Annotated in this window: 39 protein-coding genes and 1 tRNA gene; 1 reads left to right on the forward strand and 39 read right to left on the reverse strand. The window is 40.6% G+C overall.

Translation table 11 applies throughout. From position 1 onward, the window contains the following. Nucleotides 1-53: 53 nt before the first annotated feature. The 5 genes from rplA to H4J66_RS10055 all read right to left on the reverse strand — a co-directional run bounded on the left by rplA (nucleotide 54) and on the right by H4J66_RS10055 (nucleotide 2,604). Nucleotides 54-758 carry a 50S ribosomal protein L1 gene (gene rplA, locus H4J66_RS10035; protein WP_070375050.1) on the reverse strand — a complete coding sequence of 235 codons (705 nt, stop codon included), beginning with the start codon at nucleotides 756-758 and terminating at the stop codon, nucleotides 54-56. Nucleotides 759-761: 3 nt separating this feature from the next. Continuing rightward, complete coding sequence (gene rplK, locus H4J66_RS10040) at nucleotides 762-1,190, reverse strand: 50S ribosomal protein L11 (RefSeq protein WP_070375051.1); 429 nt, start codon at nucleotides 1,188-1,190, stop codon at nucleotides 762-764. A gap of 270 nt (nucleotides 1,191-1,460) precedes the next feature. Then, a complete protein-coding gene (gene nusG, locus H4J66_RS10045) occupies nucleotides 1,461-2,057 on the reverse strand; it encodes a transcription termination/antitermination protein NusG (protein WP_220463275.1) in 597 nt (198 codons plus the stop codon). A gap of 2 nt (nucleotides 2,058-2,059) precedes the next feature. Continuing rightward, nucleotides 2,060-2,440 carry a preprotein translocase subunit SecE gene (secE, locus tag H4J66_RS10050; protein ID WP_182173940.1) on the reverse strand — a complete coding sequence of 127 codons (381 nt, stop codon included), beginning with the start codon at nucleotides 2,438-2,440 and terminating at the stop codon, nucleotides 2,060-2,062. A gap of 87 nt (nucleotides 2,441-2,527) precedes the next feature. Next, a tRNA-Trp gene (locus tag H4J66_RS10055) sits at nucleotides 2,528-2,604 on the reverse strand. Nucleotides 2,605-2,855: 251 nt separating this feature from the next. On the opposite strand from H4J66_RS10055, the gene H4J66_RS10060 reads away from it, so the two are divergent. Continuing rightward, nucleotides 2,856-3,260: an OsmC family protein gene (locus H4J66_RS10060; protein ID WP_182173943.1), complete on the forward strand. Its 405-nt coding sequence runs from the start codon at nucleotides 2,856-2,858 to the stop codon at nucleotides 3,258-3,260. A 39-nt stretch (nucleotides 3,261-3,299) separates the two neighbouring features. Here the strand turns inward: H4J66_RS10060 and H4J66_RS10065 are convergent, their stop codons facing one another. From H4J66_RS10065 to H4J66_RS10230, 34 genes are all read right to left on the reverse strand, one after another. Further along, nucleotides 3,300-4,199: a phosphoribulokinase gene (locus tag H4J66_RS10065; protein WP_070375054.1), complete on the reverse strand. Its 900-nt coding sequence runs from the start codon at nucleotides 4,197-4,199 to the stop codon at nucleotides 3,300-3,302. A gap of 151 nt (nucleotides 4,200-4,350) precedes the next feature. Beyond that, complete coding sequence (gene rplQ, locus H4J66_RS10070; protein ID WP_182173946.1) at nucleotides 4,351-4,755, reverse strand: 50S ribosomal protein L17; 405 nt, start codon at nucleotides 4,753-4,755, stop codon at nucleotides 4,351-4,353. Between the two features lie 42 nt (nucleotides 4,756-4,797). Next, entirely contained in the window at nucleotides 4,798-5,787 is a 990-nt protein-coding gene (locus H4J66_RS10075) for a DNA-directed RNA polymerase subunit alpha (RefSeq protein WP_070375056.1), read from the reverse strand. A gap of 24 nt (nucleotides 5,788-5,811) precedes the next feature. Next, complete coding sequence (rpsD, locus tag H4J66_RS10080; protein WP_070375057.1) at nucleotides 5,812-6,432, reverse strand: 30S ribosomal protein S4; 621 nt, start codon at nucleotides 6,430-6,432, stop codon at nucleotides 5,812-5,814. Between the two features lie 33 nt (nucleotides 6,433-6,465). Continuing rightward, on the reverse strand, nucleotides 6,466-6,855 hold the full coding sequence (rpsK, locus tag H4J66_RS10085; protein ID WP_070375058.1) for a 30S ribosomal protein S11: 390 nt from the start codon (nucleotides 6,853-6,855) through the stop codon (nucleotides 6,466-6,468). Between the two features lie 13 nt (nucleotides 6,856-6,868). Next, nucleotides 6,869-7,225 (reverse strand): 30S ribosomal protein S13, encoded by a 357-nt coding sequence (gene rpsM / locus H4J66_RS10090; RefSeq protein ID WP_070375059.1) that lies wholly within the window; start codon nucleotides 7,223-7,225, stop codon nucleotides 6,869-6,871. Between the two features lie 158 nt (nucleotides 7,226-7,383). Further along, a complete protein-coding gene (gene rpmJ, locus H4J66_RS10095) occupies nucleotides 7,384-7,497 on the reverse strand; it encodes a 50S ribosomal protein L36 (protein ID WP_083277954.1) in 114 nt (37 codons plus the stop codon). Nucleotides 7,498-7,535: 38 nt separating this feature from the next. Then, nucleotides 7,536-8,864 carry a preprotein translocase subunit SecY gene (gene secY / locus H4J66_RS10100; RefSeq protein WP_070375060.1) on the reverse strand — a complete coding sequence of 443 codons (1,329 nt, stop codon included), beginning with the start codon at nucleotides 8,862-8,864 and terminating at the stop codon, nucleotides 7,536-7,538. A gap of 6 nt (nucleotides 8,865-8,870) precedes the next feature. Next, a complete protein-coding gene (gene rplO, locus H4J66_RS10105) occupies nucleotides 8,871-9,305 on the reverse strand; it encodes a 50S ribosomal protein L15 (RefSeq protein ID WP_070375061.1) in 435 nt (144 codons plus the stop codon). Nucleotides 9,306-9,307: 2 nt separating this feature from the next. Next, nucleotides 9,308-9,487, reverse strand: coding sequence for a 50S ribosomal protein L30 (gene rpmD, locus H4J66_RS10110; protein ID WP_070375062.1), 180 nt, complete (start codon nucleotides 9,485-9,487; stop codon nucleotides 9,308-9,310). A gap of 6 nt (nucleotides 9,488-9,493) precedes the next feature. Beyond that, nucleotides 9,494-10,003 carry a 30S ribosomal protein S5 gene (rpsE, locus tag H4J66_RS10115; RefSeq protein ID WP_070375063.1) on the reverse strand — a complete coding sequence of 170 codons (510 nt, stop codon included), beginning with the start codon at nucleotides 10,001-10,003 and terminating at the stop codon, nucleotides 9,494-9,496. A 9-nt stretch (nucleotides 10,004-10,012) separates the two neighbouring features. After that, on the reverse strand, nucleotides 10,013-10,366 hold the full coding sequence (gene rplR / locus H4J66_RS10120; RefSeq protein ID WP_070375064.1) for a 50S ribosomal protein L18: 354 nt from the start codon (nucleotides 10,364-10,366) through the stop codon (nucleotides 10,013-10,015). Between the two features lie 9 nt (nucleotides 10,367-10,375). Continuing rightward, nucleotides 10,376-10,909: a 50S ribosomal protein L6 gene (gene rplF, locus H4J66_RS10125; RefSeq protein WP_070375065.1), complete on the reverse strand. Its 534-nt coding sequence runs from the start codon at nucleotides 10,907-10,909 to the stop codon at nucleotides 10,376-10,378. Between the two features lie 10 nt (nucleotides 10,910-10,919). Next, entirely contained in the window at nucleotides 10,920-11,309 is a 390-nt protein-coding gene (gene rpsH / locus H4J66_RS10130) for a 30S ribosomal protein S8 (RefSeq protein WP_146799770.1), read from the reverse strand. A 19-nt stretch (nucleotides 11,310-11,328) separates the two neighbouring features. Continuing rightward, complete coding sequence (rpsN, locus tag H4J66_RS10135; protein ID WP_070375066.1) at nucleotides 11,329-11,634, reverse strand: 30S ribosomal protein S14; 306 nt, start codon at nucleotides 11,632-11,634, stop codon at nucleotides 11,329-11,331. A gap of 4 nt (nucleotides 11,635-11,638) precedes the next feature. Further along, a complete protein-coding gene (gene rplE, locus H4J66_RS10140) occupies nucleotides 11,639-12,184 on the reverse strand; it encodes a 50S ribosomal protein L5 (protein WP_070375067.1) in 546 nt (181 codons plus the stop codon). A 15-nt stretch (nucleotides 12,185-12,199) separates the two neighbouring features. Next, on the reverse strand, nucleotides 12,200-12,514 hold the full coding sequence (rplX, locus tag H4J66_RS10145) for a 50S ribosomal protein L24 (protein WP_070375068.1): 315 nt from the start codon (nucleotides 12,512-12,514) through the stop codon (nucleotides 12,200-12,202). A gap of 12 nt (nucleotides 12,515-12,526) precedes the next feature. Next, a complete protein-coding gene (rplN, locus tag H4J66_RS10150) occupies nucleotides 12,527-12,895 on the reverse strand; it encodes a 50S ribosomal protein L14 (protein ID WP_070375069.1) in 369 nt (122 codons plus the stop codon). 333 nt (nucleotides 12,896-13,228) lie between these two features. Continuing rightward, the gene (gene rpsQ, locus H4J66_RS10155; RefSeq protein ID WP_070375070.1) at nucleotides 13,229-13,480 is read right to left on the reverse strand and encodes a 30S ribosomal protein S17; all 252 of its coding nucleotides are present in this window, start codon (nucleotides 13,478-13,480) and stop codon (nucleotides 13,229-13,231) included. After that, the gene (gene rpmC / locus H4J66_RS10160) at nucleotides 13,480-13,671 is read right to left on the reverse strand and encodes a 50S ribosomal protein L29 (protein WP_070375071.1); all 192 of its coding nucleotides are present in this window, start codon (nucleotides 13,669-13,671) and stop codon (nucleotides 13,480-13,482) included. Before rpmC ends, rpsQ begins: the two co-directional genes overlap by 1 nt. Continuing rightward, entirely contained in the window at nucleotides 13,671-14,084 is a 414-nt protein-coding gene (gene rplP / locus H4J66_RS10165) for a 50S ribosomal protein L16 (RefSeq protein ID WP_070375072.1), read from the reverse strand. The genes rpmC and rplP overlap by 1 nt, the downstream gene beginning before the upstream one ends. Before the next feature lie 10 nt (nucleotides 14,085-14,094). Further along, entirely contained in the window at nucleotides 14,095-14,790 is a 696-nt protein-coding gene (gene rpsC / locus H4J66_RS10170; protein WP_070375073.1) for a 30S ribosomal protein S3, read from the reverse strand. Nucleotides 14,791-14,802: 12 nt separating this feature from the next. Then, the gene (gene rplV, locus H4J66_RS10175; RefSeq protein WP_070375074.1) at nucleotides 14,803-15,135 is read right to left on the reverse strand and encodes a 50S ribosomal protein L22; all 333 of its coding nucleotides are present in this window, start codon (nucleotides 15,133-15,135) and stop codon (nucleotides 14,803-14,805) included. A gap of 10 nt (nucleotides 15,136-15,145) precedes the next feature. Beyond that, nucleotides 15,146-15,421, reverse strand: a complete 276-nt coding sequence (rpsS, locus tag H4J66_RS10180) for a 30S ribosomal protein S19 (RefSeq protein ID WP_070375075.1) — start codon at nucleotides 15,419-15,421, stop codon at nucleotides 15,146-15,148. A gap of 88 nt (nucleotides 15,422-15,509) precedes the next feature. Beyond that, nucleotides 15,510-16,334, reverse strand: coding sequence for a 50S ribosomal protein L2 (gene rplB, locus H4J66_RS10185; protein WP_070375076.1), 825 nt, complete (start codon nucleotides 16,332-16,334; stop codon nucleotides 15,510-15,512). 12 nt (nucleotides 16,335-16,346) lie between these two features. Then, nucleotides 16,347-16,649: a 50S ribosomal protein L23 gene (gene rplW / locus H4J66_RS10190; protein WP_070375077.1), complete on the reverse strand. Its 303-nt coding sequence runs from the start codon at nucleotides 16,647-16,649 to the stop codon at nucleotides 16,347-16,349. Then, nucleotides 16,646-17,251 (reverse strand): 50S ribosomal protein L4, encoded by a 606-nt coding sequence (gene rplD / locus H4J66_RS10195; RefSeq protein ID WP_070375078.1) that lies wholly within the window; start codon nucleotides 17,249-17,251, stop codon nucleotides 16,646-16,648. The genes rplW and rplD overlap by 4 nt, the downstream gene beginning before the upstream one ends. Nucleotides 17,252-17,266: 15 nt before the next feature. Then, nucleotides 17,267-17,905 (reverse strand): 50S ribosomal protein L3, encoded by a 639-nt coding sequence (gene rplC / locus H4J66_RS10200; protein ID WP_070375079.1) that lies wholly within the window; start codon nucleotides 17,903-17,905, stop codon nucleotides 17,267-17,269. A 12-nt stretch (nucleotides 17,906-17,917) separates the two neighbouring features. Then, nucleotides 17,918-18,229 carry a 30S ribosomal protein S10 gene (rpsJ, locus tag H4J66_RS10205; protein ID WP_070375080.1) on the reverse strand — a complete coding sequence of 104 codons (312 nt, stop codon included), beginning with the start codon at nucleotides 18,227-18,229 and terminating at the stop codon, nucleotides 17,918-17,920. Nucleotides 18,230-18,475: 246 nt separating this feature from the next. After that, the gene (locus tag H4J66_RS10210; protein WP_182173949.1) at nucleotides 18,476-18,949 is read right to left on the reverse strand and encodes a hypothetical protein; all 474 of its coding nucleotides are present in this window, start codon (nucleotides 18,947-18,949) and stop codon (nucleotides 18,476-18,478) included. A gap of 73 nt (nucleotides 18,950-19,022) precedes the next feature. Then, nucleotides 19,023-21,050 (reverse strand): hypothetical protein, encoded by a 2,028-nt coding sequence (locus tag H4J66_RS10215; protein WP_182173952.1) that lies wholly within the window; start codon nucleotides 21,048-21,050, stop codon nucleotides 19,023-19,025. Continuing rightward, nucleotides 21,034-21,579, reverse strand: a complete 546-nt coding sequence (locus H4J66_RS10220; RefSeq protein WP_182173955.1) for a hypothetical protein — start codon at nucleotides 21,577-21,579, stop codon at nucleotides 21,034-21,036. Before H4J66_RS10220 ends, H4J66_RS10215 begins: the two co-directional genes overlap by 17 nt. Continuing rightward, the gene (locus H4J66_RS10225; protein WP_182173958.1) at nucleotides 21,569-22,108 is read right to left on the reverse strand and encodes an RNA polymerase sigma factor; all 540 of its coding nucleotides are present in this window, start codon (nucleotides 22,106-22,108) and stop codon (nucleotides 21,569-21,571) included. The genes H4J66_RS10220 and H4J66_RS10225 overlap by 11 nt, the downstream gene beginning before the upstream one ends. 244 nt (nucleotides 22,109-22,352) lie before the next feature. Beyond that, complete coding sequence (locus H4J66_RS10230; RefSeq protein WP_182173961.1) at nucleotides 22,353-22,784, reverse strand: hypothetical protein; 432 nt, start codon at nucleotides 22,782-22,784, stop codon at nucleotides 22,353-22,355. Nucleotides 22,785-22,787 lie beyond the last annotated feature (3 nt).

Raw genomic sequence — 22,787 nt, forward strand, 5'->3', positions numbered from 1 at the left:
GGGCGAAATTATAGTCTATAATTTAACCCTTGTAAAGTGCAAAAAATGTGACTTTACTTAGAAACTGCTGTCAAACTAGCTTGGTTTACCGATACACCGGCGCCCATAGTAGTTGAGATAGAAAGTTTCTTAATGTACTGACCTTTAGCATTTGCTGGTTTAGCTTTCTTTAAAGCTTCCAATAAAAACTCTAGGTTTTCTTGTAATTTAGCATCGTCGAAATCAGCCTTACCAATAGTAGTATGGATGATACCGTTTTTATCATTGCGGTAACGGATCTGGCCCGATTTTGCATTGTTAATAGCGGTTACAACGTCTGGTGTTACAGTACCAACTTTAGGGTTAGGCATTAAACCACGTGGGCCTAAAATCTGACCAAGTTGGCCAACAACACGCATAGCATCTGGAGAAGCGATTACAACATCAAAGTTCATCTCGCCTTTTTTAACTAATTCAGCTAAATCTTCCATACCTACGATGTCAGCACCAGCTTCTTTCGCTTTCTCAGCATTTGCGCCCTGTGTAAATACAGCAACACGAACATCACGGCCAGTACCATTTGGTAATACAGCTGCGCCACGTACGTTTTGGTCTGATTTACGAGCATCGATGCCAAGATTTACAGCAACATCTACACTTTCACGGAAGTTTGCAGTAGCAAGTTCTTTTAATAAAGAAATGGCTTCAGCAATATCATAATCTTTTAATACGTCTACTTTTTCACGGATTAGACGAGCGCGTTTCGTTAATTTAGTCATTGATTAGTCCTCTACCACTAAACCCATTGAACGAGCAGAACCCGCAATGGTACGCACTGCAGCTTCCATAGAACCAGCAGTTAAGTCAGCTTCTTTTGTCTTAACAATTTCTTCAAGTTGGGCTGTAGTAACAGTACCCACTTTGTCAGTGTTAGGACGGCCAGAACCGCTTTTGATGCCAGCTGCTTTTTTCAATAAGTAAGAAGCAGGTGGTGTTTTTGTTTCAAATGTAAAAGAACGATCGCTGTATACAGTAATAACTACTGGTACTGGAGCGCCTTTTTCTAAAGATTCTGTTTTTGCGTTGAACGCCTTACAAAATTCCATGATATTCACACCGTGTTGACCTAAAGCAGGACCAACTGGCGGTGAAGGGTTTGCTGCACCAGCAGCAACTTGTAGCTTGATTAGAGCTTGGACTTTCTTAGCCATTTTTCAATACCTTTAGTTTGGGTGTTAACGCTAAAATTTAATTCAGCTCCCCGTTGTTCGATTATCCTTACTTTTTCCTAAACGACGACGAAGTCACTTAAAAAAAATAGGCAGCGGATTATATATTAAAAAAGCCCTTTTACACAAGACTTTAATGAAATTCTTATTTATATGACTTCTGGGGGAGTTGAACGGATGTTATTGATATAACAAAAAAGGCTAGAGATTCGCATCTCTAGCCTTTTCAAATTATTATTTGTTATTGAGCGGTTAGCCTTTTTCGACTTGTCCGAACTCTAAATCTACTGGTGTTGAACGACCAAAGATTAATACTGATACTTTAATACGGTTTTTATCGTAATCTAATTCTTCAACAACGCCGTTAAAGTCAGCAAATGGACCATCAATAACACGAACCACTTCGCCGGGCTCAAACAATGTTTTAGGACGAGGCTTATCGGTATCTTCTAGTCTTTGTAAAATACGGTCAGCTTCTTTTTGTGAAATAGGTGCTGGGCGATCACTGGTACCACCGATAAAACCTAAGACACGCGGGACACTTTTAACTAAATGCCAAGCTTCAACATCCATTTCCATTTGTACTAATACATAGCCAGGGAAAAACTTACGTGAACTCTTACGCTTTTGACCAGCACGCATTTCAACGACTTCTTCGGTAGGCACAAGAATTTGACCAAACTTCTCATGCAAACCTTGAATCTCGATATGCTCAACCAAGGTTTTTTGCACGCGTCCTTCATAGCCAGAAAAAGCTTGCACAACATACCAACGTAACTTCGGGTTTGTGTTAATTACTTTTTCTTCGTTTTGTTCATTCTCTTCAGGAGATAAAATTTCTTCAGTCATGATTACACCTTCAAACCTGTAATAAAGCCAACTACCCAAAATAGCGTAGAATCAAGTCCCCACATAACTAAAGACATAATAAAAGTAGCGAACAATACGATACCTGTAGTTTGTATCGCTTCTTGGCGTGTTGGCCAAACAACTTTACGAATTTCAGTACGTGATTCTTTCGCAAATGCAACGGCGTTCTGGCCTTTAACAGTTTGCATGGCGATTACACCAGCAATAACGATACCGACAACGGCACCTATTGCACGGTATAAAACGGATTCATCACCGTAAAAATAATTGGCGAAAACGACTCCGGCTAAAAGCAGGATGACGATCATCCATTTTAGCGAATCAAGAGATCCGTTTGGCTGGCTTTCTGTACTTGCATTCATAATATTGACCTGTAAATATTTGCCTATGGCATGTTAACTTCATCACTGAAGTTACTTCAAAAGTATTAAAAAATACTTTATAAAATATGGCAGGGGTAGAGAGATTCGAACTCCCAACCGTCGGTTTTGGAGACCGCTGTTCTACCAATTGGAACTATACCCCTAGTTTACTTTCCATCTAAGATGAAGAGTTACACTTTTCTGGTGAATCTTAGTTTGTTTGGGAATTTAAAGAGACTCAAGAAGTGAGGCGCCATTATACTAATGATATTACTTTTCTCAAGTGATATTTTCTTTTGTCTGCTGTTTGTTGGCTTGAAGGTTCTTTTTCTGATTATCTAGATGAAGGACTAGTAAATTTCAGCCGATGCACGTTAATATATTACCCGTTAATAAGTAGATATAAGGTCTAATAATGAAAGCAAGTGTAAAATGGATGGGTGAAGAGTTATTCATGGGTACTTCGCAAAATGGTCATACGATTGTTTTGGACGCTAACGCCGGTGCATCTGCACCTAGCCCGCTAGAGAATGTATTGATTTCATTAGGGGCGTGTTCCTCAGTAGATGTTGTCAGTATTCTTGATAAATCTAGGCAAAACGTCAGTGGTTGTAAAGTGGATATTGAAGCTAAGCGTGTAAACTCAGTGCCGAAACTGTTTTCTGATATTCATCTACACTTTGTGATAACAGGTCAGGAAGTTTCAGGAAAACACGTCGAGCGGGCCGTTAAACTCTCTGCTGACAAATACTGCTCAGTAGCATTAATGCTACATAACACTGTACGAATCACCCATGACTTTGAAATAGTCGAAGAGTAAATGCACCATGTGCTGTAATTTACGTTACAGCACAACTTACTACAAATCAGTCATCCAATCTAATTGCTTATTGGCGCGATGCTTTTTCTCCATTAAATCTCTGATCAATGGTGTTAACAGTAATTCCATGGCAAGCCCCATTTTACCACCCGGCACAACTAAGGTATTGATACGTGACATAAAAGCACCGTCAATCATCGATAAATAGTAAGGAAAGTCAACACCCGTAGCTTCGCGAAAGCGTATCACCACAAAACTCTCATCAAGGCTCGGTATGGCTTTAGCACTAAAAGGGTTCGAGGTATCTACTGTCGGTACGCGCTGGAAGTTGATATGTGTCTTTGAAAATTGTGGCGTTATGTAAGAGATATAGTCTTCCATACTGCGCACTATGCTTGCTGTTACCGCTTCTCGACTATGCCCACGTTGATTAGTATCACGTATTATTTTCTGTATCCATTCTAAGTTAACTATCGGTACCATACCAATTAACAAGTCGACATGTTTTGCTACGTCATTTTTTTCGGTAACTACACCGCCATGTAACCCTTCATAGAAGAGTAAGTCAGTGCCATCACCTAGTTTTTCCCAAGGTGTAAACGTTCCCGGCATTTGGTTGTAGGGAACGGCTTCATCAAATGTGTGTAGGTATCGACGCATCTGGCCTTTACCCGTTTCTGAGTAAGTGCTAAAAAGTTTTTCTAAGGCGTCAAAATCGTTAGCTTCATCACCAAAATAACTAATGTTTCTTCTGTCTTCTCTCGCTTTACGCTTTTCGAGGTCCATTTCTTGTCGAGAGTAGCGATGAAAACTGTCTCCCTCAACTGTCGCTGGAGTGATACCCAATGAACGAAATATATGTGCAAACGACTCTATCGTTGTCGATGTACCTGCTCCTGATGATCCGGTTACAGCAATGATAGGATTACGTGATGACATAATTAATTCTCTTAAGAGTGGGGGTAAATGTTATACGGAGAATTTAAAGGTTGGTCAAGTTTACAATATAGTTCATTATCATTATTTTTAAAAACAAAAAACGAAGCCGAAGCTCCGTTTTTAATTTTAAAGCAAATTTAGCTAGGCTAAATTAAGCTTCTGCTGACTCTTCAACTTCTTCTGCAACAACATCTGATGCAGGACGGTCTACTAATTCAACATAAGCCATAGGCGCTTTATCACCAGTACGGAAACCACATTTTAAAATGCGAGTATATCCACCTGGACGTTCTTGGTAACGTGTACCAAGTTCGTTAAATAAAATACCTACTACTTCTTTATCTTGTGTACGAGCAAACGCTAAACGGCGATTTGCAACACTGTCGGTCTTGGCCAATGTAATCAGTGGCTCTACAACGCGACGTAGTTCTTTAGCTTTAGCTACGGTCGTTTTAATAACGCCGTGCTTAACTAGTGAACTTGCCATATTACGGAACATCGCTTGACGATGACTGCTATTACGGTTTAACTGGCGACCGCTTTGACGATGGCGCATAAGTTAATCCTTCTCTCAAACTATTAAAAAACGATAAACGAATTAGTCGTTATCAGCGATGCTTTCAGGCGGCCAATTTTCAAGGCGCATACCTAAAGATAAACCACGAGACGCCAAAACGTCTTTGATTTCTGTTAAAGACTTCTTACCTAAATTAGGTGTTTTAAGAAGCTCTACTTCTGCACGCTGTACTAAATCGCCAATGTATTGAATTGCTTCTGCTTTTAAGCAGTTTGCTGAACGAACTGTTAATTCAAGATCATCAACTGGACGAAGCAAAATAGGGTCAAATAAAGGTTTCTCTTCTTTTGGCTCTACTTCTTTAATATCACGCAATTCTACAAACGCATCTAGCTGTTCAGCTAAAATTGTTGAAGCACGACGAATAGCTTCTTCTGGATCCAATGTACCATTGGTTTCCATATCAAGTACAAGTTTGTCTAAATCAGTACGCTGTTCTACTCGGGCAGAGTCAACATCGTAGGCAATTCTTACAACTGGACTGAACGAAGCATCAACTAACAAACGTCCGATTGCACGATCTTCATCCTCGGCATCGCGTCTAACTGAAGCAGGAACATAACCACGTCCCATTTCAATTTTGATTCGCATGCTGATAGAACCTTCACCTGTTAAATTACAGATTACATGATTAGGATTTGCGATTGTTACATCTCCGTCATGTTGGATATCAGCTGCCGTTACAGGGCCTTCACCGGATTTAGTTAAAGTAATAACAGCTTCGTTTTTACCTTCTAAACTTATAGCTAATCCCTTAAGGTTCAACAATATTTCGATGATGTCTTCTTGCACACCCTCTTTACTACTGTATTCGTGTAGAACGCCGTCAATCTCAACTTCAGTTACAGCACAACCTGGCATTGAAGATAGAAGAATGCGACGTAAAGCATTACCTAAAGTATGACCAAAACCACGCTCTAATGGCTCTAAAGTTACCTTAGCACGAGTCGCGCTAATGGTTTCAATACCAACCAATCGCGGTCTAAGGAATTCGGTTACAGAACCCTGCATATATTTCCTCTCTTAAGTGCTACTTTACTTAGAGTAAAGTTCAACAATTAACTGTTCATTAATTTCGGCAGACAAGTCAGAACGATCAGGAACACGTTTGAAAACGCCTTCAAGTTTCTTGTTATCTACTTCAACCCAGACTGGCTTCTCACGTTGCTCAGCTAATTCTAAAGCAGCGATGATACGCGCTTGAGTTTTAGATTTCTCACGAATAGAAACTGCATCTTCAGCTTTAACATTGAAAGATGGAATATTAACAACTACGCCGTTTACTACGATAGCTTTATGGCTAACTAGTTGACGAGCTTCAGCACGAGTGCTTGCATAGCCCATACGGTATACTACGTTATCAAGACGAATCTCTAAAAGTTGTAACAAGTTTTCACCTGTATTACCTTTCAAACGAGCCGCTTCTTTGTAGTAATTACGGAATTGCTTTTCTAGTACGCCATAAATACGACGAACTTTTTGTTTTTCACGAAGTTGAATACCGTAATCAGACAAACGACCGCGACGTGCGCCGTGCTGACCTGGTATTGTTTCGATTTTACATTTAGTGTCAATTGCTCTAACACCGCTTTTAAGGAACAAATCTGTTCCTTCGCGACGACTAAGCTTTAACTTAGGACCTAAATATCTAGCCATTTTCTTTCTCCAACTATCCTAAAAAAAGTACGATTAAACGCGACGTTTCTTAGGAGGACGACAACCATTATGAGGAATAGGCGTTACGTCAGTAATGTTGGTGATTTTAAAACCAGCAGCATTTAGGGCACGGATTGCAGACTCACGTCCTGGTCCAGGGCCTTTAACGAAAACTTCAATATTCTTCAAACCAAACTCTTTTGCAGCGGCGCCAGCGCGGTCTGCAGCTACCTGAGCAGCAAATGGGGTAGATTTACGTGAACCACGGAAACCTGAACCACCTGCAGTTGCCCAAGATAAAGCATTACCTTGACGATCTGTAAGAGTTACGATTGTGTTGTTGAAAGAGGCGTGGATATGAGCCATGCCATCAGCAACTTGTTTTTTAACGCGTTTACGCGTACGTACAGGTGTTTTAGCCATTGTCTAGTTCCTCTTACTTCTTAATTGGCTTACGAGGACCTTTACGGGTGCGCGCATTAGTTTTAGTGCGTTGACCACGTAATGGAAGACTGCGACGATGGCGTATGCCACGGTAACAACCTAAATCCATAAGACGTTTAATATTCATTGAAACTTCACGGCGTAAATCACCTTCTACGGTGTATTTATCCACTTCAGCACGTAGCAAATCTATTTTTGCTTCGTCTAATTCACTGATCTTCGTTGATTCTGCGATACCTGCTGCTGCACAAATTGCTTTTGCGCGAGTCGCTCCGATACCGAAAATCGCAGTAATGGCGATTACTGCATGCTTACGATCAGGGATGTTAATGCCAGCGATACGGGCCACTAACACATCTCCTATTTAAGGTTAAAATTATCAGGTTGGAAAGCCCGTTAGGATACCCAACCCGTCTTCTTTTCTGCAAATCGAAGCGGCATTATACAGAAATCTCTGCACAATGCTACTTCTAAAAGATATTGCTGTCAGCTTAGATGAATCTAAGCTTAACCTTGTCTTTGTTTGTGCTTTGGTTCTACACAAAGAATGCGTACTACGCCTTTGCGTTTAACCACTTTACAATTACGACAAATCTTTTTTACGGATGCACGTACTTTCATTTTATACTCCGTTTACCTATTGAGTTAAGTCTAACGACCTAACCTTTTAAGTTAGCTTTCTTAAGCACATTGTCATATTGATGAGACATCATATGCGTTTGTACTTGTGCCATAAAGTCCATAATAACCACTACTATAATAAGTAATGATGTACCACCGAAATAGAACTGAACGTCCCATGCGATGATCATGAACTGAGGTACCAAACAGATAAAGGTAATATACAACGCACCCGCTAAGGTTAAGCGTGTCATCACTTTATCTATATATTTAGACGTTTGCTCACCAGGACGAATCCCAGGAATAAACGCACCTGATTTTTTTAGGTTATCTGCTGTTTCACGCGGATTGAAAACAAGAGCCGTGTAGAAGAAACAGAAAAATATTATCGCTGCGGCAAGTAACATAACGTACAACGGCTGACCTGGAGAAATAGCAATAGATACTTCTTGTAGAAAGTCAGCAACTGCACCTTCACCTTGTCCAAACCAACTCGCTAGAGTGCCGGGGAACAAGATAATACTTGATGCAAAGATAGGTGGTATAACACCAGCCATATTAACTTTAAGCGGTAAATGCGTGCTTTGCGCGGCGAAAACCTTACGGCCTTGCTGACGCTTAGCATAGTTAACAACAATACGTCGTTGACCACGTTCTACAAATACTACAAAAAAGGTTACAGCGAATACTATGACACACATCAGCAATAATACTAATAAGTGCAATTCACCTTGACGCGCCATCTCTGCTGTTTGTGCAACAGCTGAAGGCATGCCAGCAACAATACCTGCAAATATTAAGATAGATATACCGTTACCAATACCACGTTCAGTAATTTGTTCACCTAACCACATTAAAAACATGGTACCGGTTACTAAACTTACTACAGCGGCAAAGTAGAAACCAAAACCTGCGTCCATTACTAGACCCGGCATCATTCCTGGTAAACTTCTTGCAATTGCAATTGATTGTACTGTCGCTAGAACTAACGTGCCGTAGCGGGTGTATTGACTGATCTTACGACGTCCAGCTTCACCTTCTTTTTTCAGCTCTGCCATTGCGGGATGAACCACAGTAAGCAATTGCATGATAATTGAAGCTGAGATGTACGGCATAATACCAAGTGCCAATACAGAGGCTCGCTCAAGTGCACCACCAGAGAACATGTTAAACATTTCTACGATGGTGCCCTTTTGTTGTTCAAACAACTGAGCTAATACAGCGGCGTCAATACCAGGGATTGGCACAAATGATCCTAAACGGAACACAATTAGTGCGCCGAGAACAAACCATAATCTTTGCTTGAGCTCAGACATTCCGCCTGCGCCTTTACTACCTTTTGAAGGAGCCATTCCTGGTGTAGCCATGCTGTACTATTCCTCGATTTTTCCGCCAGCAGCTTCAATAGCTGCACGTGCGCCTTTAGTAACACCTAAACCACGAACCGTAATTGGACGGTTAATATCACCAGACAACATAATTTTTGCTGTTTTGATGTTACGTGTGATTAGGTTTGCATCTTTAAGAGCAAAGATATCGACAACATCACCTGTGATGTTGTTTAGTTCATGTAAACGTACTTCAGCGCGAACTAAAGATTTACGTGACGTGAAACCAAACTTAGGTAAACGTTGTTTCAATGGCATTTGACCACCTTCGAAACCTGGACGTACACTACCGCCAGAACGAGACTTCTGACCTTTGTGGCCACGTCCGCCTGTTTTACCAATACCAGAACCAATACCGCGCCCACAGCGCTTCTTAGCTTTCTTTGCACCTGGTGCAGGAGATAAAGTATTTAAATGCATAATTAATCCTCCACCTTAACCATATAAGATACTGTGTTAATCATACCGCGTACAGATGGAGTGTCTTCTAACTCTACTGTATGACGGATACGACGTAATCCAAGACCTCTTAATGTAGCTCTATGCTTCGGTAAACGACCGATAGAACTTTTCATTTGAGTTACTTTTACTGTTTTAGCCATGCTCAATTACCCCAGTATGTCTGCAACGGTTTTGCCACGCTTAGCTGCAACACCTGCCGGCGATTTCATATTCGCAAGAGCTGAGACAGTAGCACGAACTACGTTGATCGGGTTAGTAGAACCGTATGCTTTTGACAATACGTTCTGAACACCTGCAACTTCTAGTACTGCACGCATCGCGCCACCGGCGATGATACCTGTACCTTCAGAAGCTGGTTGCATGTAAACTTTAGAACCAGAATGCTTGCCAATGATGACATGCTGAAGAGTAGTACCCTTCAAATCTACGGTTACTATGTTACGGCGTGCTTTTTCCATTGCTTTCTGGATTGCAGCAGGCACTTCACGTGCTTTACCGTATCCAAAACCAACGCGTCCAGCACCATCACCAACTACTGTAAGTGCAGTGAAACTGAATATGCGACCACCTTTAACCACTTTTGAAACGCGGTTAACGGCAATTAGCTTTTCAGCCATATCACTTTGTTGTGAGTTTTCTTGATTATGATTAGCCATTATCAACTCCTAGAACTGCAGACCAGCTTCACGAGCTGCTTCTGCTAACGCTTTTACGCGACCATGATAACGGAAACCAGAGCGATCAAAAGCAATGCTAGTGATCCCTTTAGCTACTGCACGTTCAGCAATTGCTGTACCGACTGCAGTTGCTGCGGCAACGTTACCTGTTTTATCTAACTGAGCACTGATTTCTTTGTCTAAAGTAGACGCAGATGCGATTACTTCAGAACCCGTTGGAGCGATCAATTGCGCGTAAATATGGCGAGGAGTACGAAATACAACTAAACGATTCGCACCCAACTCGCTAATTTTTGCACGAGCGCGTTTAGCGCGGCGCAAACGAGATGTTTTCTTATCCATAGTATTATCCTACTTCTTCTTAGCTTCTTTACGACGAACATGCTCGTCACTATAACGTATACCTTTACCTTTATAAGGCTCTGGCTTACGGTAAGAACGAATGTCTGCAGCAACTTGACCAACCAACTGTTTATCAGCACCTTTCAGTATGACTTCAGTTTGACTAGGAGTTTCAACAGTAATCCCATCAGGGATTGCGTGGTTAACTGGGTGTGATAAACCTAAAGATAAGTTTAAAGACTTACCATCAGCTTTTGCACGATAACCAACACCGTTTAATAACAATGTTTTTACATAACCTGTACTTACACCTTCAACCATATTCTGGATTAAAGCACGTGTAGTACCGGCTTGAGCCCAAGCGCCTTTAACATCGGCAACGATATTAGTAATGATGCTATTTTCTTCTTGAGAAATAACAACGTCACTATGGATCGTGCGAGATAATTCGCCCATTGGACCTTTAACTATAATGTCTTGACCTGATAACGTAACAGTAACGCCAGCAGGAACAACGACAGGTGCTTTTGCAACACGAGACATATATTTCTCCTTACGCTACGAAACCGATGATTTCACCGCCGATACCCGCAGAGCGAGCAGCGCGATCAGTCATCAGACCTTTAGAAGTAGATACGATCGCAATACCCATACCTGCAAGAACTTTAGGAAGTTCATCACAGCTTTTGTATATACGAAGACCAGGACGTGAAACACGCTTGATCGTTTCAATTACTTCTTTACCTTCAAAATATTTCAAAGTTACAGATAACTCAGGCTTAACTTCGCCTGATACTGAAAACTCTGATACATAACCTTCTTCTTTAAGCAAGTTTGCGATAGCAACTTTAACTTTAGAAGATGGCATTGTAACTGCAACTTTTGCTGCAGATTGACCGTTGCGAATGCGTGTAAACATATCCGCGATAGGATCAGTCATCATAACAATTTACTCCCGTGAATTACCAACTAGCTTTCTTAAGACCTGGAACTTCACCACGCATCATTGCTTCACGCAATTTGATTCGGCTTAAACCGAATTTACGTAAGAAACCATGAGGACGACCAGTAATGTTACAACGGTTACGTTGACGACTACTTGATGAATCACGAGGTAAACTTTGAAGTTTCAATACAGCATCCCAACGATCTTCTTCAGAAGAATTATCGTTAGAGATGATTGCTTTTAATGCACTACGCTTTTCAGCGTACTGTGCTACTAATTTGGTTCTTTTAGCTTCACGAGCTTTCATTGACGTTTTAGCCATAACTCTACACCTTGTTCTTAAACGGGAAGCTAAAGGCAGACAACAATGCGTGTCCTTCTTCATTATTCTTCGCGCTAGTAGTGATAGTAATATCCATCCCACGAATTTTATCGATTTTATCGTAATCGATTTCAGGGAAGATTATTTGCTCACGTACGCCCATGCTGTAGTTACCACGGCCATCGAATGACTTAGGGTTTAAGCCACGGAAATCGCGGATACGAGGAATAGAGATCGAAATTAAACGCTCTAAAAATTCCCACATACGTTCGCCACGTAGAGTTACTTTTGTACCAATAGGATAACCTTCACGAATCTTAAAGCCCGCAACAGATTTGCGTGCTACAGTCGTAACTGGTTTTTGACCTGAGATTGCAGTAAGATCATTTGTGGCATGGTCTAATACTTTTTTATCAGCAATAGCTTCACCAACACCCATGTTAAGGGTGATCTTTTCAATCCGAGGGACTTGCATGACACTTTTGTATTCGAACTTCTTCTGAAGGTCGTTTACAACAGTATCTTTGTAAAAATCATGCAGTTTCGCCATCGTTTACTCCAATAATTAAACTAGTTCGTTGTTAGATTTGAAGAAACGAACTTTTTTGCCGTCTTCAATTCTAAAGCCTACACGATCTGCTTTACCCGTTTTAGGGTTAACAATCGCTACGTTTGAAACTTGTAAAGAAGCTTCTTTTTCAATAATCCCACCAGGCTGCTGTAACTGAGGTACAGGCTTAGTGTGTTTCTTGATCAAGTTTATGCCTTCTACAAATACTTTGCCGTCATCAACAAGAACTTTAGTGACTTTACCAGTCTTACCCTTGTCTTTGCCAGCTAGTACAATAACTTCATCATCACGACGAATCTTAGATGCCATTATCGTGACTCCTTATAGTACTTCAGGTGCAAGTGAAACGATTTTCATGAACTTTTCATTACGAAGTTCACGCGTCACTGGACCAAAAATACGAGTACCAATTGGTTGTAAGTTAGCATTTAACATTACAGCCGCGTTTTCATCAAAACGGATGGTTGAACCATCTGAACGACGAACACCTTTCTTAGTGCGCACAACTACCGCAGTCAGAACATCACCTTTTTTAACTTTGCCGCGAGGATTTGATTCCTTCACTGCAATTTTAATGATATCACCGATACGCGCGTAGCGACGGTGCGAACCACCAAGAACCTTTATACACTGTACACGTCGAGCGCCGCTGTTATCAGCTACGTTCAGTTGTGATTGCATTTGGATCATTGAGTTTTACTCCGCTATTTATCTAAACAAACTTAGATATAATTTAAGGCCAGAAATTTGACCCGTCACTGCCTTCTACTGCCCTCATAGAAACGTCAGACGAATCTGGAGGGCGCGAGATTATAACACCACCAAAATGAAAGTGATACCTTATTTAGTTAAAAAATAAACAATTGCTAAGCATTCACCCTAGTAAAATATCCTTTAACACCACTGGCATCTCATCATCAAGCCATTAGTTGTCGGCAATATTTTAAGCAAAAAAAAACCCTATCACATTGTGATAGGGTTTTTATTTAACACGTTCGTTAAAACAAATTTACAAAAAGTAAATTATGCTTTAGTAATTACAGCAACTAAAGTCCAGTTTTTAGACTTTGAAATTGGTGCAACTTCACGAATTGTTACTAAATCACCAGCATTACATTGGTTAGTCTCATCATGCACTTTCAACTTAGTTGAACGTGTAAGGTACTTACCGTAAATAGGGTGCTTAACACGACGTTCAATTAATACAGTGATAGACTTATCCATTTTATCACTGACAACACGACCTTGTAGTGTGCGGATTTTAGCTTCGCTCATTACTTACCTGCCTTTTCAGTTATGATAGTCTTTACACGTGCAATATTGCGACGTACCGTTCTTAGCAAATGAGTTTGTGCTAATTGTCCTGTGCTTGCTTGCATGCGATAGTTAAACTGTTCGCGTAATAATGCAAGCATTTCAGTATTTAGCTCTTCAATGCTTTTATCTTTTAATTCACTAGCTTTCATTACATCACCGTTCTAGTTACGAAAGATGTTTTGAACGGAAGTTTAGCCGCTGCTAAAGCAAATGCTTCGCGTGCGATTTCTTCCGATACACCTTCCATTTCATAAAGAACACGGCCAGGTAGAATTTGGCATACCCAATATTCCACTGAACCTTTACCTTTACCCATACGAACCTCAAGAGGCTTTTTAGTAATTGGCTTATCAGGGAATACACGTATCCAGATTTTACCTTGACGCTTTACGTGACGAGTCATTGCTCGACGTGCCGCTTCAATCTGACGCGCAGTCATACGACCACGTTCCATTGATTTTAAACCGAAAGTACCGAAGCTAACTGAGCTACCGACGTGTGCAAGACCACGGTTGCGCATTTTAAATTGCTTACGGAATTTAGTACGTTTTGGTTGTAACATTACTTAGCTCCTACTTAGGCTTGCGGTTGTTTTTTCTTTTAGGTTTAGCCGCTGGTACTTCTGCCTGTAGAGGCATGTTACCAATGATTTCACCTTTAAAGATCCACACTTTGATACCAATAACACCATAAGTTGTGTTACCGCGTGCAATAGCGTAATCGATGTCAGCACGTAAAGTGTGTAGTGGTACACGACCTTCACGATACCATTCAGCACGTGCAATATCTGCACCGCCTAAACGACCACTTACTTGTACTTTAATACCCTTTGCGCCTAGACGCATAGCATTTTGTACAGCACGTTTCATAGCGCGACGAAACATCACACGACGTTCTAATTGACTAGCAATACTGTCAGCAACAAGCTGCGCATCCATTTCTGGCTTACGTACTTCAGCAATGTTGATTTGAGCAGGAACACCAGCAATTTTAGAAACTGCTAAGCGTAGTTTCTCAACATCTTCGCCTTTCTTACCGATAACAACACCCGGACGAGCCGTATGAATTGTTACGCGGATAGATTTAGCTGGACGCTCAATAACTACTTTTGATAATGATGCACGAACAAGCTTCTCTTTCAAATATTCGCGAACCAAATGGTCACCGCGTAAATTTTCAGCGAAGTCTTTGTTACTTGCAAACCACGTAGACGCGAAAGGTTTCGTGATACCTAAGCGAATACCGTTAGGATGAACTTTTTGACCCATACTAATATACTCCTAAGAATCAGACACGATCACAGTAATGTGACTTGTGCGCTTAATTATACGATCCGCGCGGCCTTTTGCACGAGGACGAATACGTTTCATTGTAGGACCATCGTCAACTGTAATAGTTTTTACGATAAGTTCATCAATGTCTGCACCTTCGTTATGTTCAGCGTTAGCAATTGCAGAGTTAAGTACTTTTTTAACTAATTCAGCAGCTGATTTGTTGCTAAAAGTTAAAATTTCAAGTGCTTTCTCTACATGTAAGCCGCGGATTTGATCCACAACTAAACGTGCTTTCTGAGCAGAACCGCGGGCAAATTTATGTATAGCGATAGCTTCCATTCAATTTCCCCTATTTCTTCGCTTTCTTATCAGCGATATGACCGCGATAAGTACGAGTTGGTGCAAATTCTCCTAATTTGTGACCGATCATTTCATCAGTTACAAATACAGGTACGTGTTGACGGCCATTATGGACAGCTATGGTCAATCCGATCATCGTTGGGATGATCATTGAACGACGGGACCAAGTCTTAATTGGCTTTTTATTCCCGCTTTCCAGAGCTTTCTCTACCTTCGTCAGCAAGTGTAGGTCTATAAATGGACCTTTCTTGAGAGAACGTGGCATGGTGAATCCTCTTTATTTACCCTTCATGTTGAACTTAACTTTACCGAAGCAAACCAAGTTCAAACAATCAGAGTATTAATTAAATGTACTATTTAGTACGACGACGCACGATAAATTTATCAGTACGTTTGTTTGAACGAGTCTTGTAACCCTTAGTTGGTACGCCCCAAGGGGATACCGGGTGACGACCGCCAGACGTTTTGCCTTCACCACCACCGTGTGGGTGATCAACTGGGTTCATGGCAACACCACGAACAGTTGGGCGAACACCGCGCCATCTTGAAGCACCAGCTTTACCCAAAGAGCGAAGCATGTGTTCAGAATTGCCGATTTCACCTAAAGTAGCACGACAGTCAGACTCAATTTTACGCATTTCGCCAGAGCGAAGACGTAAAGTGACATATGCACCGTCTTTAGCAACTAGTTGAGCGTAAGTACCAGCAGCACGTGCTATTTGAGCACCTTTACCTGGTTTAAGTTCGATTGCATGCACAACACTACCTAATGGTGTGTTGCGTAAAGCCATAGTATTACCAGCTTTGATTGGAGCGTCAACACCTGACTGGACTGTATCTCCAGCGCTTAAGCCTTTAGGGGCTAGGATGTAACGACGTTCACCATCAGCATATAATACTAGTGCAATATTAGCAGAACGGTTTGGATCATATTCCAAACGTTCAACTTTTGCAGGGATACCATCTTTATTACGTTTAAAATCGATCATGCGGTAATGTTGTTTGTGACCACCACCAATATGACGAACCGTAATACGACCGTTATTATTACGACCACCAGACTTAGACTTAGTGTCTAGTAATGGTGCGTAAGGCTTACCTTTATGCAACTCCGTGTTTACCACTTTAACTACGTGGCGACGACCCGGAGAAGTAGGTTTACATTTAACTATAGCCATTTTCGTAAACTCCTATGATTCCGCGCCGACGAAGTCGATGTCGCTGCCTTCAGCAAGAGTAACGTATGCTTTTTTCCAGTCGCTTCTGCGACCAAAACGAGCACCAGTACGTTTCACTTTACCTTTAACATTTAATGTGCGAACACCGTCTACTGAAACTTCAAAAAGTTTCTCAACAGCAGCTTTGATTTCAGCTTTAGTAGCAGTAGTAACAACTTTGAAAACAACAGTGTTGTTTGCTTCAGATGCCATAGTGCTTTTCTCAGAAATGTTCGGTGCTAAAAGCACTTTTAACAAACGTTCTTCGCTTATCATCCTAACATCTCCTCAAGTTGTTTAACTGCAGTAGCAGTCATCAAAACTTTTTCGAAACCAACCAAGCTAACTGGGTCAATACCGTCTACGTCACGAACGTCAACTTTGTACAAGTTGCGTGCTGATAAGAACAAGTTCTCATCAACTTCTGGAGTGATGATTAATACATCTTTTAACTCCAAGCCGTTTAGTTTAGCTACTAATTCTTTAGTTTTTGGTGTTTCAACAGTAAAGTTTTCTACCACTACTAAGCGATCTTGACGAACAAGCTCAGATAGGATGCTTTTAATCGCACCACGGTACATTTTACGGTTTACTTTCTGGCTGTGGTCTTGAGGTTTAGCAGCGAATGTTACACCACCAGAACGCCAAATTGGACCACGGCTAGTACCAGCACGAGCACGGCCAGTACCTTTTTGACGCCAAGGTTTTGCACCACCGCCACTTACTTCTGAACGAGTCTTTTGAGCACGAGTACCTTGACGAGCGCCAGCTGCATATGCAACTACTACCTGATGTACTAATGCTTCGTTAAACTCAAGTCCAAAAGTTGCTTCAGAAACTTCAAGAGCACCTGCAGCGTCTTTTAATGATAATTCCATCACGAATCTCCTGGACTAAGCTTTAACAGCTGGTTTGATGATTACGTTACCGTTGATAGCACCCGGAACCGCACCTTTAATAAGGAGCAAGTTACGTTCTGCGTCAACGCGAACCAATTCAAGGTTTTGTGTAGTACAGCGCACAGAACCCATGTGACCAGACATTTTTTTGCCTTTGAAAACGCGACCTGGTGTTTGACACTGACCTAACGAACCGTTTGAACGGTGAGAGACAGAGTTACCATGAGTAGCATCTTGCATAGTAAAGTTCCAGCGTTTAATACCGCCTTGGAAGCCTTTACCTTTAGATGTACCGGTTACGTCTACTAATTTAGTGTCATTAAAAATTGAAACAGTGATTTCACCGCCCAATTCTAAACCTTCGCCTTCATTTTCGTTTAAGCGGAATTCCCACAGGCCACGGCCTGCTTGAACGCCAGCTTTAGCGAAATGCCCAGCTGCTGGTTTTGTAACACGGCTAGCCTTACGGCTACCTGTTGTAACTTGAAGCGCCGAGTAACCGTCAGTTTCTAAAGTTTTCACTTGAGAAATACGGTTGGCTTCAACTTCTAGAACGGTTACAGGTGTTGAAACGCCATCTTCAGTGAAGATACGAGTCATGCCTACTTTACGTCCAACTAGACCAATAGTCATTGTTAAAACCCCTTAACCCAAGCTGATTTGAACGTCAACGCCAGCTGCTAGATCTAAACGCATTAATGCGTCTACAGTCTTTTCAGTTGGCTCTACGATATCAATCATGCGTTTGTGAGTACGAATTTCATACTGATCACGCGCATCTTTGTTAACGTGTGGAGAAGTCAAGATAGTAAAACGCTCTTTACGTGTAGGAAGTGGAATTGGACCACGAACCTGAGCACCAGTGCGCTTTGCAGTATCTACGATTTCAGCTGTTGATTGATCAATCAAACGATGATCGAACGCTTTCAAACGAATGCGAATTCTTTGATTTGACATTAATCAAATCCCCATTTTTAAAGAACAACAAAATACATCCCATCACCTTTTATATGTAAAAGGGGGGTGTATCGCTAATAACATTCAACTCCCTATCGGAGCTGCTGTAAACCTTAACCGTAAAGGCTAAAGTGAAAATCCGCACAAAGCGTGAGCGATGTGCGGATGCATATTATACATAACTGATAATATTTATCAAGCCTAAATATTTTTTATCACTAAAGCTCAGATGCGGTGGCGATCAGACTAAATTGATCCCGACTCACATTGCTCAGTTCTCAATGATTTTTCAATAAGCAAGGGTCTAAGGAGTTCAGTGATAATAATTTCTGAAACAATATTTTTAGACTGTTCTTCTTCGATCCAAATGGAAATATTATTATCATCATCAAAAGAGCGGTTCAATTTATAACTCAGGCCTGCTTTTAACGTTACGTCAAATTTAACGAAGGCATTCTTTTCACGAATGCTCATGCCATTTTGGTAAATTTGCGCTTTTACCCATAATTGGTGATTACCTGCTTGATACTGCTTAGGTAGATTCCATTCAATTGGCCTTTTATACAGACACATAAGATGGATATACTCAAATTGCTTACCCCGTTCTTTTTCAAAGTTAACAAAGCGAAATTTACCTTCATCAACATCGGCTTTGATTTGATAAGCGCTACATCCAGCCAGTATTAATGATAACGCGGTTATAATTGTAAATTTATTCATCAGTTGTCTCCGTTATTGATTGTTAATATAGGTTATCTGCTTTTTAGTACAAATGGCTATCCCTATTATCAGCTTAGTTTGAACTGTTTATCCGATCCAAAGCCTGTTGGGCTTGTGCTACAGAGGTCATATCTACTGACAAGAAGAAAGCAGGAAGATCTTTTTCTTGGTAAACCGCAACGAACTCACGTTGTTCATTTTCTCTTAAAATAAGTAATGTATAGACTTCATCCGCTTTTAACTTTGCTATACCGGCTAAAAATTCACTTGGCTTGTTATCAATAAAAATGGTGTTGTTTAAAGCCAATATTTTATCTCCCGCCAACAAACCTGCCCGACTTGCCATGCTATTACTACTGACTTGTTTAACTAACAAGGCATAACCTGCTCGATAATCAGTCATCTTACCAATAAGGCCATACTTATTATCGAGCTTTTTCTCGCGGTAAATATCAACAATACCGGTGTTAATACCACTGACCTGATAATAAGAGGCCACTTCCAACAACAATTGATCTAACTCGTACTGAAGTGAAGGCGTTAAGGTCTGACTATTTATTAAGGACTGCGTTGTTAATGGCGGCGATAAAATTGCCGATAAGACAGTTTCAGCACAATCTATTTCACTTAACGTAGCTGTTGACGTAATTTCATAAATCGACTGTCTAGACTCAGTAGATTCCTGTGCTAGCGTTAATTTATATTGCTTAGCCTGTTCAACATTTAGGGTAACATTCAGTAATGGCCGCCCCACCATTGGCTCAATGATATAATCGTCGACTATCGTACCATTGGTTCTGGCTGAATTACGATCAGTAGGATTACCAAACCAACCATTAATCGAACCTGCTCTTGTACGGATTAAGGTTTTAATACCCGCTTCACCCGCTCGGCTCCCGCCCGATATTCTTGGGGCAATATCAAGGGTACTCCCCATTTGACTATTAATGGCACGAGTAGGTCGAGGAGAAAATACCGCTTGAAATCGATGAACGCCTGGCGACAGGCTTAACCTTGTTGGAGCTGAATTTCCATAAAGCTCACTCAGTGACTGACCATTATGGCTAATTATCTTATAGCCTTTTATCCCCGTGAAGTATCGACTTAACGATGCACATTGCTTATCGTCGAATGAATCTACAATGGCAGTACCATTTATTTTATAGTGGCTTTCAGGCAATATTTTTGGCTGGTAATTACCTTTTAATAGCCGTTCTTTATTATCTCGTCGAACGGTAATCTCTATATCCTCGCCAATAACTAAACGGTTAACATAGTGTTGAAACTTCTGATTGGGTGAAGCTTTTACCGTTAAGTCACTTTTATTGTTTAGATTTACAATCACATCACCACTGGCTAATTTTAAGGTATGGGCGACGGAGAAAGGATGAACGGTTAATACCTTCAGTGTGTCATTGTTGGTATCATTACCTTGGTCAAACGTCAGACCAAAACTCCCCATTAATCTAAGCGGCACTATATTACTTGTTGCTACTGAACCCTTAATACTTGATGAGTTCTCAAGCGCTAACTTTCCCATTAAATTATATAAGCGTATCTCAAGATCTCCGGGTAAGGAGACCGAATTTATCATCTGGGATGTTAATGGCTGATGCTTAGCTACTAACACGCTGCGAGTGTCTGGATGACAATTTTGCAGATTTTTTTCTAAGACGAGTACACTTCCATCCTCTTCGTTTATCGGTAACAGTTGATAGTTAGCGTCGGCAACCACGGTTATTAATAGCTGGTGGTCAACAGTTTTTTTAATCAATGCCTGCTGTTTATTTACATCAATACCATTGTGGTAACTGAGATAATCGGCTGTCCGCCAAGCCCTCACCTTTAAGCTATGTTGTCCTGGAGCGATAAACACGGCTTGGTAGCTATTATCTAAATAGGCGTTGTTATCAATCGCACTATTGTTATGTGACAACAGCTGGTAGGTTATCGCCTGGCTTTGTTGATTATTAGCGGTCAGCGCTAGCGTTGCACATTCATGCGTTTGTGGCGTTGCGGCGAATAAGGGCTTTGATAAAAGCAGCACTAATAACACACCACTATACTTATTAGTGAATAAGGCCTTAAATACTAAACTCATCGTTACCTCCTTGTTGATACTCGAGCACTTGTTGCATTAATGCGCTCCTGTGTTTTAATATCGCTACCTTAACTTTCAAAGATGGTTCGTTAAGCAGCTTGGCTTCCACCGCAGAGATTTCTTGCAATAGATAGTATTGATTTACTTGTAGCTGGCTATATTCAGCGAGTTGTAATTCCATGCTTTGGTTAGTTTTTAATGCCATAACTAACTGTTGTTGTAATTGATAGTTATACCAACTCAAACCACCTATAAATAAAAATGACAGCGACGCAGCCATAGCGAGTAACGGTTTTTTCTCTGTAAATATATTTATAGATTTACTCTGCCCCCTTGTACGATGAGTTGAAGCGGCTAAACGATGATTAATTTTCTGCCAATTGAGTTCATCGGGTGTTTCTAGCGCTATTTCATCTGCCGACTGTTGCAATGCAGTTATTTCTTTACGTACCGAATCAAGGGTTAAATATGAATCAAGCTGACGCGTTTGCTCAGTTAAGTCATCACCATTTATTTTGCTAATTAGCATACTTTTTTACCTCTGCATTCGCCCTTAACTTTTGTAAACATCGACAGACAACTGATTTTGAATAACTTGGCGTTTTTCCAATAACTTCCGCGATTTCACTATGCTTATATTGCTCTGCTATATATAGCCACATAATCAAACACTCCATTTCGGACAATCGCTCGAACAAGTAAAGTAATAAATTGCGGCTCTCATAGTCGCTTTCAATACTATTTTCCAAAGACACCGCCTCGGGTATATGGTCAGTGCCAATTGTTAAGCGTTTAATTTTTTTTAAAAAATTAAACGTATTATTAAAGGCTATTCTTTTTAGCCAAGCAATAAAAGGTACCTGTTGATGAAAAGAAGCTAAATTGTCAAAAGCATCTACAAAGGTATCTTGTAATAGATCATTAGCATCATGGCGGTTTTTACAAATCTTAAGAATTGCAGTAAAGATAATAGGAGAGAGTAACCGGTAGCATTGCTCGAATGCACCTTGCTCTCCTTCTTTCATTTTATCTACTAGATTTTCATTCCATTTCTGCAAAACATATCCTTTCATTCACTTATTAATAGGTATAACAATTTAGTCATATAAAAGGTCGCAATTATTTTTACTAACGTGTATTCAAAGACAATAATTGGCAACGGCTGTATGGCAAAACCAATCATTATCTAGTTCTCAGGTTAGGTATAACAATTTAGTACTGTATAGGAAAAGGTCGCAATTATTTTTGCGAATGCTGTTATAACCATTTAATGGATATAGTAGGGACAAGTATTTTAAAAATTTAATATCCGAGTGTGCTTCTAGCAACAGCATTACTCCCTTTTACTGGCAGAGTCATTCGTTCCGGTAAATTTCCTTGAAAACTATGCCTAACTCTTTGCTTTAGTATATCTACTTTATTTTCAGATAATGTGGTCAGGTGATAAAAGTGCAACTTCAAAAATAAATGATGGTTACCTTCAGAAGGCATATGCGAGTAATTGCCCTCTTTTATATCTCGATAGTTGAATAAATCGAGTGGAACACCAATGCCATTATCGCCTTTAACCACAACATATTCATTATTTTCAATGTTTTCTTGAGAAAAGTGAATAGCTGCACATTCATTAGCCGTTACTTCATTTGAAATAAACAGGGATAGGCTAATACCTAAAATCAACCAAGTTATTTTATTAACTAGTGTATTTATTGCTCTGTCCTTTTTGCTATTCATATA

This window comes from Colwellia sp. MB3u-55, assembly GCF_014076785.1.
In the GTDB taxonomy this organism is placed as follows: Bacteria; Pseudomonadota; Gammaproteobacteria; order Enterobacterales; family Alteromonadaceae; genus Colwellia_A.